General features: G+C 61.5%; 5 protein-coding genes. 2 read left to right on the forward strand and 3 right to left on the reverse strand.

The window, feature by feature from the left end:
- Positions 1 to 452 precede the first annotated feature (452 nt).
- Positions 453 to 1,286 (reverse strand): N(5)-hydroxyornithine transformylase PvdF, encoded by an 834-nt coding sequence (locus YA0848_RS31880; protein ID WP_034096975.1) that lies wholly within the window; start codon positions 1,284 to 1,286, stop codon positions 453 to 455.
- 200 nt (positions 1,287 to 1,486) lie between these two features.
- Here YA0848_RS31880 and YA0848_RS31885 point away from each other — a divergent pair, with 200 nt between their 5' ends.
- Together YA0848_RS31885 and YA0848_RS31890 are read left to right on the forward strand one after the other, a co-directional pair.
- A complete protein-coding gene (locus YA0848_RS31885) occupies positions 1,487 to 3,139 on the forward strand; it encodes a cyclic peptide export ABC transporter (protein WP_034096974.1) in 1,653 nt (550 codons plus the stop codon).
- Positions 3,140 to 3,243: 104 nt separating this feature from the next.
- On the forward strand, positions 3,244 to 5,661 hold the full coding sequence (locus YA0848_RS31890) for a TonB-dependent siderophore receptor (RefSeq protein ID WP_034096973.1): 2,418 nt from the start codon (positions 3,244 to 3,246) through the stop codon (positions 5,659 to 5,661).
- A gap of 64 nt (positions 5,662 to 5,725) precedes the next feature.
- Here YA0848_RS31890 and YA0848_RS31895 read toward each other — a convergent pair whose 3' ends face one another.
- Both YA0848_RS31895 and YA0848_RS31900 read right to left on the reverse strand, forming a co-directional pair.
- Positions 5,726 to 9,826, reverse strand: coding sequence for a non-ribosomal peptide synthetase (locus YA0848_RS31895; protein ID WP_232925225.1), 4,101 nt, complete (start codon positions 9,824 to 9,826; stop codon positions 5,726 to 5,728).
- The coding region (locus YA0848_RS31900; RefSeq protein ID WP_198731500.1) for an amino acid adenylation domain-containing protein at positions 9,823 to 11,258 on the reverse strand (1,436 nt) is incomplete at its 5' end. The genes YA0848_RS31895 and YA0848_RS31900, both read right to left, overlap by 4 nt.

An 11,258-nucleotide genomic window follows, 5' to 3' on the forward strand; every position in this document is an offset into this window, starting at 1 on the left:
GTTTTTGCCTGACCCACCGCAGTGTCGGCAGGGGGACCGCTTCGCGCCCCGGCGCGGGGCAAGCCCGCTCACCACAACCACACTCTCGCAAGCTTAGCCACGACGGTACATGCCCCCGACCCGTTGTAGTGAGCAGGCTTGTCCTGCGCTGGGCTGCGAAGCGGCCTCGCTCCAGACAATGTGATTTATCTGGTAAACCGAGGTGCCTGGGTTTGGGGCCGCTTTGCGCCCCAGCGCGGGGCAAGCCCGCTCACCACAACCACACACTCGCAAGCTTAGCCACGACGGTACATGCCCCCGATCCGTTGTAGTGAGCAGGCTTGTCCTGCGCTGGGCTGCGAAGCGGCCCTAAAACCAGGCGACTGTTTTTGCCTGACCCACCGCAGTGTCGGCAGGGGGACGCTTCGCGCCCAGGCGCGGGGCAAGCCCGCTCACTACAGAAGCCTAAAATTTTAGGGTTGGCTTTGTTTGGCCAGGCGCTCCAGCCCTTCATGCAAGGCCGGGAACAGGCTGTTGTTGAAGTTGTTCCAGCGCAGTTCGAGGATGGTGTCGTCCGCTGCGATGTCGGTGTTGAGCACGTCATGGAACACTTCGCCGGAGTCGATGCCATTGTCCACGTAGTGGAACGAAGCGCCGGTGCGGTACAGCGGCTCGCATGGCTGGGTTGCCTTGGTCGTCCAATCCACCACCGCTTGGCCACGGGCGCCGTACAGCGCGTTCCAGGTGGCGTAGGCGCCACGGCGCTCGTAGGGCGAGTCGATGCGAGTGATCCCAGGGTGAATGTTCATGATCCGACGGGCAAACGGCGCACCCGGCCGTACCAGTTCATCGAGGATCACCAGCAGGCCGTCGAGCACCACGATATCCGCCTTCAATTCCACCAGCGTGTCATGCAAACGACGCTCGAAGTCCTGCTTGCCGGCGATGTGTTCGGCACTGCCCCGTGGCAGGCGGCGGTAGGTGGACGGCACGCTCAGCAGCAAATCGTTGACCAGCGTGCCCTGCACCCGCAGGTCAGCCGGGTACAGCCACTGGCGACCCGGCTGGTAGGCAAAGCCATAATCGGCCACCAGTTGCTGATCCCGAGGGTTCTGCTCATCGTCGTCATACACCACGCCTACCAGGTGATAAGCCTCGCCCAATGGCGTGTCGTTGAGCGACCCCACCAGAAACTCCAGCACCGACTTCATATAGCGCTGGTGATCCTTGTAGGCCACCGGCTGCCCGGCCTTATCGGCGGCGGCGTTTCTCAGGGACCACACGTACACCAGATTCTTCTTCGTCATTGTTTCGCTCTCGCTGAAGGGATCACGCACCGCGCGGCTACGCGTGCGCCTACACAACAAGAACGAACCAGCCCCCGGGCAATTTATCCGCCGCCTTCACCGCCAGGCGCGTCAGGCTAAATCGTCACGGCAATGCTTCGTTTGTCATGGGTAAGGGTCTGTGTGCCCAGCCCCCTCTTTTCACTTTCCGGGAAGTACTTATGACCGACCCCAAGCGCGGCGCCTTCAACGGTCTGCTCGCATTGCTCAGGCCCTTTCGCACCATCGTCACGGTCTCCGTGGCCCTGGGCATGGCCGGCGGCCTGGCCATCACGTTGCTGCTGGCGACGATCAATAACGCCCTGCACTCGCCCCAAGGCATGACCCAGGGGGTGATCCTGACTTTTGCTGCGTTATGCGTGTTGGCGTTGGTCAGTTCGATCGTGTCGGATATCGGCACCAACTTTGTCGGTCAACGCATTATTGCGGCGCTGCGCAAGGAGTTGGGCGAGAAAGTGCTGTCGGCGCCTATCGAACAAATCGAGCGCTACCGCACCCATAAGCTGATCCCAGTGCTGACTCACGACGTCGATACCATCAGCGATTTTTCCTTTTCTTTCACGCCCCTGGCCATCGCTACTACGGTGACCCTCGGATGCCTGGGCTACCTGGCGTACCTGTCGGTGCCCATGTTCCTGATCATGGTCGTGGCGATTGTGATCGGCACCGCCGTGCAGTACGCGGCGCGTTCTGCGGGCATCCAGGGTTTTGAAGCGGCCCGTGACCAGGAAGACGAGTTGCAGCGTTATTACACCGCCATCGCTTCGGGCGCCAAGGAGTTGCGCATCCACCGCCCCCGTCGCTACCGGATGAATACCCATCGCATCCAGGCGACCGCCGACCGCATCGGTGATATCCAGATCCGCTCGGTGAACATCTTCATCGTCGCCAAAACGTTCGGCTCGATGCTGTTCTTCGTGGTCATCGGTCTGGCGCTGGCGTTCCAAGCCTATTACCCCAGCCCTGACCCGGCCGTGATCACCGGTTTCGTCCTGGTTTTGCTGTACATGAAAGGCCCACTGGAACACGTAGTGACCGCGCTGCCGATCGTCAGCCGTGCGCAGATCGCGTTCTCGCGTATCGCTGAACTGTCCGAGCGGTTCTCATCCCCTGAGCCCCATCTGCTGCTCGAAGACAGCGAGGCGCCAAAACCGGTGGTGCACAGCCTGGAACTGCGTGGGGTGAGCTACAGCCCGCCGCCGGTGGACGGCAGCGAACCGTTCCATCTGGGCCCGATCGACCTGAGCATCAAGCAAGGCGATATCGTATTTATTGTCGGCGAAAACGGCTGCGGCAAGACCACGCTGATCAAATTGCTGCTGGGGCTTTACACCCCGCAATCCGGCGAAATCCACCTCAATGGCCAACCCGTTAGCGCCACGAGCCGTGACGATTACCGCCAACTGTTCACCACGGTGTTCGCGGACTATTACCTGTTCGATGATCTCGTTCAGGGCGGAGGGAAAACCTCGCTGGATAGCGCAGCCCAATACCTGGAGCGCCTGGAAATCGCGCATAAGGTCACGATCAAAGACGGTGCGTTCAGTACCACCGACCTCTCCACCGGCCAACGCAAGCGCCTGGCACTGGTCAACGCATGGCTGGAAGAACGCCCAGTGCTGGTGTTCGACGAATGGGCCGCCGACCAGGACCCGGCCTTCCGTCGCATCTTCTATACCGAGCTGCTGCCGGACCTCAAGCGCCTGGGCAAAACCATCGTCGTGATCAGCCATGACGACCGCTATTTCGACATCGCCGACCAGTTGGTGCGACTGCGCGCGGGCCAGGTGGTGCATGAACGGGAGCTGGCGTGAATTTTTTTTCCGGTTTCTGCAGGTAGGAACGTCTCACTACTGTTAATGAGAACTAACCTCAATAAAATCAAACTGCCCACCTAAAACATAGAAGAGAACGCCCCATGTCTGCACGACTCGGTCTGAGCCCCTTGAGTAAAGCGCTATCCATGCGAAGGGCCCTGCATGTCAACCTCAAGCCCAGCGCGCTCGCGCTTGCGGTGTCGCTGCCTCTTGCCGGTTATGTTCAAGCCCAGGCGCTTGAGATCAATATTCCTGCACAACCGTTGGGGACGGCGCTGCAGGAATTTGGTCGCCAGACCAATATGCAAGTGTTGTACAGCCCGACGGACGTCCAGAACAAAAGCAGCGCCACAGTCAAGGGTAAGCTCGCACCGGAACAGGCCATCGCCGCGCTGCTCAAAGGTTCGGGGATAAACTACAGCTTGCAGGGCAACGCCATAACCATCAGCGCCAACAGCAGCTCCAGTACCCTGGAGCTGGGTGCGACCCAGGTCAACGCGAACCAGTTGGGTACGGTCACCGAAGGCACCGGTTCCTACACCCCAGGCACCATTGCGACCGCCACGCGCATGGTCCTCACCCCCCGACAAACGCCGCAATCGATCTCGGTGGTTACCCGCCAGGCCATGGATGACTTCGGGCTGACCGGCATCGACAACGTGATGCGCCATACACCGGGCATCACCGTCTCGACTTACGACAGTGAACGCACCAACTATTATTCGCGCGGTTTTGCCATCCAGAACTTCCAGTACGATGGCATTCCAATGACCCGTAACGCGCCCTACTCGGCCGGGCAGACCCTGACCGATATGTCCATCTACGACCGGGTCGAAGTGCTCAAAGGCGCAACCGGCCTGCTCACCGGCGCTGGCGGCCCCGGCGGCACCATCAACCTGGTGCGCAAAAAACCTACTGCGCAGTTCCAGGGGCATGTGGAGCTGGGCGCGGGATCGTGGGACAAATACCGCTCGGAAATCGACGTCAGCGGCCCCTTGACCGAGACCGGTAACGTGCGAGGTCGCGCCGTGGCTGCGTACCAGGACGAGCACTCGTTCATGGACCACTATCAGCGTAAAACCAGCGTGTTCTACGGCATTCTTGAAGTCGACCTGGATGAAGACACCCTGCTCACGGTAGGCGCCGATTACCAGGACAACGACCCCCAAGGCTCCAGCTGGTCCGGCAGCAGTCCTGTGTATGACTCGGCAGGCAACCCGATCACCTTGCCGCGCTCCTTCAACAATGGCGCGAAATGGAGCAAGTGGGAGCAATACTCGCGCACCGCGTTCGCCACGCTGGAACACACCTTCAGCAACGGCTGGGTCGCCAAAGGGCAGTACAACCACCAGATCAACGGCTACAACGCTCCCCTGGGCTCCCTGGCCTCACCGAATCCGACCACCGGGCTGTCTTCGGTCTATGGCCAAAAGTACACCGGTGAAACCGTCAGCGACAGCGGTGATATGTACCTGACCGGCCCATTCAGCATGCTCGGGCGCGAACACGAGCTGGTGATCGGCTCGTCCATCTCGTCGTCCCATTGGGTTGGCAAGGACTACTACAGTGCGACATACACCAATAACGTCATTGACTTCTACAACTGGAATGGCGACAGCATTGAGCCGAACTGGGGCGATGTCGGTTTCAAAAACGACGAAACCACCCGCCAATCCGGCGTGTACATGACCGGCCGTTTCAGCCTGACCGATGACTTGCACCTGTTGCTCGGCACGCGTATCGCCAACTATCAGGTCACGGGTACCAGCGATACCAAGGACACCGGCAAAGTCATTCCCTATGCCGGCCTGACCTATGATCTGGACGACAACTACTCCCTCTACGCCAGCTACACCGAGATCTACCTGCCGCAAACGGCGTATCGGGACGCGAGCAACAAAATGCTGGAGCCGGATGAAGGCACCAACTACGAGATCGGTCTCAAGGGCGAGTTCTACGAGGGCCGCCTGAACGCCAGCCTGGCTTACTTCGAAGTGCATGAGGAAAACCGCGCGGAATTCGACAGCACCGCCGATAAGTCCCTGGTCGACAACCCCTACAAGGGCATCACCGCCAAGACCAAAGGCTATGAAGCGGAAATCTCCGGCGAACTTGCACCTGGCTGGCAATTGCAGGCCGGATACACCCATAAGATCATTCGCGACCAGAGCGGTACGAAGGTGTCCACGTGGGAACCGGAAGATCAGGTCAACTTCTACACCACCTACAAGCTTACCGGCCCCTGGGACAAACTCACCCTGGGCGGTGGCGCGCGCTGGCAGGGTGAGGGTTGGCAGTACCTGAACAACCGCCCGAAAAGGACCACCGACAAATTCTCGCAGGACCCGTACTGGCTGGTGGACGTAATGGCACGCTACCAAGTGACCGACAATGTGTCCGCCACCCTCAACGTCAACAACCTGTTCGATAAGAAGTACTACACCAACATCGGCTTCTATAACTCCTCGTACTACGGTGACCCACGCAACGTCATGCTAACCACGCGCTGGAGCTTCTAACTCGGCCGTAATAAAAAAGCCCCTGGCCATTTATGTGGCCAGGGGCTTTTGTTTGCGTGGGGCATTAGCCCATGACTGATGCAAAACTGCCGACAAACTGAGGGTTATCGACAATCCGGTCGTGAGTCGTGTCGATCAGCGTCGACTGGGTGATCCCCGCCGCGCCGATGACGGCCCGCATACTGGACTCAATCAGCTCACGATGCTGCCCGCCCTTGCTGCGCGATGCCCACCAGCAAGCGATGGGGGCTTTGATCGGCGCATAGTCGGCGTCCTGCAACCTGAGGTCCAGCAAGCGTTTCACCTCCCAGGACACCTGCGCTTCACTGCCCTCCAGCAACTCATGCCGCAAGCCTTCGTAGGCAGTGCCCAAGGTTCGTTGCGCCCAGCTATCCACCCTCGCCCACCGCTGCGTATCGTCACCCTCGTCTCTGCTGCCCAGCCACACGGCGTGGATCTGTTCGGCATGGTGCGGAAATAGCACACCGAGCATCTCGGCGCGTTGCTCGCTGACGGACACCACGCGCTCTTCAGCGGCGGTTTGTGCATCCCAGAACCCGGCGACGCGGTACGGCGGCGGCGCATCGATCCAACCCACGCAAGCCACTTCACGACCGGCCTGTTCCAGACGATAAGCCACCTCCATCGCCAGATTCCCCCCCAGCGACCAACCTGCCAGACGGAAAGCGCCCTGAGGTTGTGCCCCCAACAGTTGAGCGGTGTAATCCTCAACCATGCTTGTCCAGGACGGGACTTCGCCGCCCTCTTGCGCCAGCGCGCGGCAGATCACCCCGATCACCGGTCGCTGGTCACGCAGTGCCAGGGCAATCGCTTTGTAGCAATGCACCGAACCGTAACTGGGGTGGAACACAAACAATGGCGTGCCCGGCGCGCCGCTGTTAAGTGGCACGAGCAAATCGCTGCGGGTGCTGCCGTGCAGGCTGTCGACTTGCCCCTGCACCGTGGGGTTGAGCATCAACTGGGCCACCGATACGCTGACCCCGGTTGCGGCACGGATGCGCTCCTTGAGCAACAACACCAGCAGGGAGTGACCGCCCAGTTCGAAGAAATTATCGCGCAGGCCCACCCGTGGCACGCCCAAGAGATCGGACCAGATAGCCGCCAGTTGTTGCTCGTGCACGCTCTGCGGCGCCAAGTAGGCGGCCTGTTGTGGGGCATCGGGCGTGGGCAGGGCCTTGCGGTCCAACTTGCCATTGGGGCTTAACGGCATGCGGTCGAGCACCACCCATTGCCCAGGCACCATGAAGTCCGGCAGATGCCGCGCCAGATGCGCACTGAGCGCATCGCGCCAGCCCTCGACCGCGTCGTGCAGCACCACGTAGGCCACCAGGTGCTTACCTTCCAAGACTTGCACACTCGCCGCACGCACCCATTCGTGCTCCAGCACACGCGCCTCGATTTCGCCCAGTTCGATGCGCAAGCCACGCAGCTTGACCTGGTGATCCAGGCGCCCCAGGTACTCAATCACCCCGTCAGAGCGCTGGCGTACCCGATCACCACTGCGGTACAGCCGCGCACCGGCATGAAACGGGCACGGCACAAACCGTTCGGCAGTCAGTGCCGGTCGTTGATGGTAGCTGCGCGCCAGTCCGACGCCGCCCAGGTACAACTCGCCCGACACGCCCGCCGGCACCGGCATCAATTGCGCATCGAGCACATACGTGGCCAGGTTGGCAATCGGCCGGCCGATGGGCACGCTGTCGCAGTCTTCGGCGACACAGGTCCAGTGGGTCACGTCGATGGCCGCTTCGGTCGGGCCATACAGGTTATACAGCCCGGCCCAGGGCAGTTTAGCGAAGACCTGCTGCTGCACATCCACCGGTAACGCCTCGCCACTGCACACGATGCGGCGCAGACTCTGGCAGCGGATGACGCCTGGGTCTTGTACAAACGCCTGCAGCATCGACGGCACAAAATGCAATGTGGTGACCTGATGGCGATCGATCAGGCCGATCAAGCGCTCGGGATCGCGGTGATCGCCTGGCGCGGCAACCACCAGCTGTGCGCCGGTCATCAATGGCCAGAAGAACTCCCACACAGATACGTCGAAGCTGAACGGCGTCTTCTGCAACACCGCATCGCGGGCGTCCAGGCAGTAGGCATCCTGCATCCAGCACAGGCGGTTGGTCAGCGCGCCATGACGGTTGCCGGCCCCCTTGGGTTTGCCGGTAGAGCCGGACGTATAGATCACATAGGCCAGGTGCTCGCCGTCCAAAGCGACATTAGGATTGGCATCACTGAACCCATCGTGCCTTTCCTCATCCAGCAGCAGCACCTCAAGACCTGCGGGTATCGGCAGTGCTTGCAGCACCTGCGTCTGGGTCAACAGCAATTTCACCGCACTGTCTTGCAGCATGTAGCCCAGGCGTTCGCGCGGGTACTCCGGGTCCAGCGGCACATAGGCGCCCCCGGCCTTGAGCACGGCCAGCAGTCCCACCACCATTTCGACGCAGCGCTCTACCGCCAGCCCGACCAGCACATCCGGGCCAACTCCCAACGCTATCAAGCGATGTGCCAGGCGGTTGGCACGCCGATTAAGCTCGGCGTAGCTCAAGGATTGCTCGGCAAAATACAGCGCCGGCGCTTCGGGGGTGTGCTCGACCTGCGTTTCGATCAAGTAATGCACGCAGCGGTGCAGAGGGTAAGCCTGGGCGGTGGCGTTCCAACCGTGGACGATGCGGTGTCGCTCATCGCGGTCGAGCATCTCCAATTCACCAATCGGTTGCCGTGCATCTTGGGCCATGCCCTGCAATAGATGCTGCCAGTGCATGGCCATGCGCTGCACGGTTGGCCCGTCGAACAGGTCCGTGGCGTAGGTCAGCGCGGCCCAGATACCGTCGGCGGACTCGCGGGTGTCCAGGCTCAGGTCGAACTGCGCGGTGCGGCTCTGCCACTCCAGGCTTTCGACCTGCAGCAGCCCCGGCGACTGGGCGCTGCCGGCTTTGCGAGTATCGGCCTGGTGGTTGAACATCACTTGGAACAAGGGGTTATGGCTGAGGTTGCGCTCCGGCTGCAAGGCCAGCACCAATTGTTCGAAAGGCAGGTCCTGATGCGCCTGAGCCTCCAGCGCACGGGCCCGCACTTGCTGCAATAACGTGGACACTGACATCTGCCCGTCGATATCCGCCCTGATCACTTGGGTGTTCACAAAAAAGCCGATCAAGCGTTCGGTTTCGACACGATTGCGGTTGGCCGTCGGCACCCCGATGCGGATATCCGGCTGGCCGCTGTAGCGATACATCAGCACTTGGAACGAGGCCAGCAACAGCATGAATATCGTCACGCCTTCGCGCTGCGCCAGGTCGCGCAGCGCCGCCACCAGGCCCGCCGGCAACGCAATGTCCAGGCTCGCGCCACGGTGACTTTGCAGCAGCGGGCGGGCATGATCGAACGGCAGCGCCAATACCGGCTGCTCGCCCCCCAGGCGACCGCGCCAGTAATCCAGTTGGCGATCCTGTTCGCCGGCCTCCATCCACGCCCGCTGCCACAAGGCGTAATCGGCATACTGGATCGGTAAGGCGGGTAATTGCGCCTCATACCCCTGGGCGTACGCGGCATATAACTGCACCAGTTCCTCGACCATGATCTGCATCGAGTGCCCATCCGACACGACATGGTGCTGAACCAACACCAGCACATGCTCTTGCGCGTCAAGACGCATCAAGGCGACGCGCAGCAACGGGCCGTTCTGCAAATCGAAGGGCTGGGCGATCAGCGCGTCCAACCGGTCGGTCACCTGGGCCTGGTCAATCTCCATGGATTGGATCCGCACTGTGGCCTGTGGGTCGACCACCTGCACCCGACGCTCGCCGTCCTGACGCAGGCAGGTACGCAGGGTTTCGTGGCGGGCAACCAGGCTATCGAAGCTGCGCTGCAATGCCGCGACGTCCAATGGCCCACGCAAGCGCAGCGCCGTGGGCAGGTGATAAGCGGCGCTGTCGGGCTCCAACTGCCAGATAAACCACTGCCGCTCCTGAGCGTAGGACAGCAGCAACTGCGGCGCCTCATCGCGGGTCACTGGAATCGGTAAGTTGGCGGGCGAGACATCCTCGGCGAGCATCTTTTGCAGGTAGACCCGGCGCTGTTCCAGCGGCAAGCCGATAAACCGTTTGACGATGCGTTGTGCAACCTGAGTGTCCATCAAAACGGCCCCATATCATCAAACAGCGCATCGAGACGGCTGAGTTTGTCTTGCGTCACCGCACCGCCCTGCCCTTCAAGGTGCGCCGCCAGGCGCCGTACATCCGGGTGCTGGAAAATATCCTGCGGTGAAGGTCGCAGGCCCAGTTCAAGCTGCATACGCGAAATAACGTTGATGACCAGCAAGGAATGCCCGCCCAGTTCAAAGAAGTTGTCATTAAGGCCCACGCGCTCGACTTCCAACACTTGCGCCCAGATCGCCGCGATCTGCTGCTCCAGCTCGCTTTGCGGCGCTTCATAAGCACTGGATGGCTGGCCCGCATCGGCCTTGGGCAGCGCCTTGCGATCCAACTTGCCGTTGGGACTCAACGGCATCTGCTCCAGCAGTACCCACTGCGCCGGCACCATGTAATCCGGCAGGTGTTCGGCCAGGTGCGCACCGAGCACCTCGCGCCAGTCGCCGTGGACATGGTGCAGCACCAGGTAACCCACCAAGTACTTGCCGTCCACCGCCAGCACCGCCGCTTCGCGGACCTGCTCGTGTTCCAGCAACCGCGCTTCGATCTCGCCCAGCTCGATGCGCAGGCCGCGCAGCTTGACCTGATGGTCGATACGCCCGGCGTATTCGATCACTCCGTCTTCGCGGTAGCGCGCCAGGTCGCCGGTGCGGTACAGGCGCTCGCCGTGCACGAACGGGTGGGCGATAAAGCGTTCGGCGGTCAATGCAGGACGGCGGTGATAACCACGTGCCAGGCCCGCGCCGCCCAGGTACAGCTCGCCCAGCACGCCGACCGGCACCGGTTCGAAATTATCGTCAAGCAGGTAGCAGCCCAAATTGGCAATCGGACGGCCAATCGGCACGGTGTCGCGGCCTTCGTCGACGCAAGTCCAGTGGGTCACGTCGATGGCGGCTTCGGTCGGGCCATACAGGTTGTACAGCCCGGCGTGCGGCAGCTTGGCGAACACCTGCTGCTGCGCATCCACCGGCAACGCCTCACCGCTGCACACGATGCGTTGCAGGCTCCGGCAACTGGACACCGCCGCATCCTGCAAGAACGCCTGCAACATCGACGGCACAAAGTGCAGCGTGGTGACCTGTTCGGCGTTGATCACCTGGATCAATTTGGCCGGATCGCGGTGATCGCCAGGGGCGGCAATCACCAGCCGCGAGCCGGTCATCAGCGGCCAGAAAAACTCCCACACCGACACGTCGAAACTGAACGGGGTCTTTTGCAATACGCTGTCGGCCGCGCTTAACCCATAGGCTTCCTGCATCCATTGCAGGCGGTTGAGCAAGGCCGAATGACGGTTGCCCGCGCCCTTGGGTTGGCCGGTGGAGCCCGAGGTGTAGATCACGTACGCGAGGTTTTCGCCGTCCAGCGCGACAGCTGGGTTTTGCTCGCTGTATTGCTCGTAACTCGACTCGCCCAGCACCA

Origin of the sequence: Pseudomonas sp. S4_EA_1b, assembly GCF_016307435.1 — a bacterium.
GTDB lineage: Bacteria > Pseudomonadota > Gammaproteobacteria > Pseudomonadales > Pseudomonadaceae > Aquipseudomonas > Aquipseudomonas rhodesiae.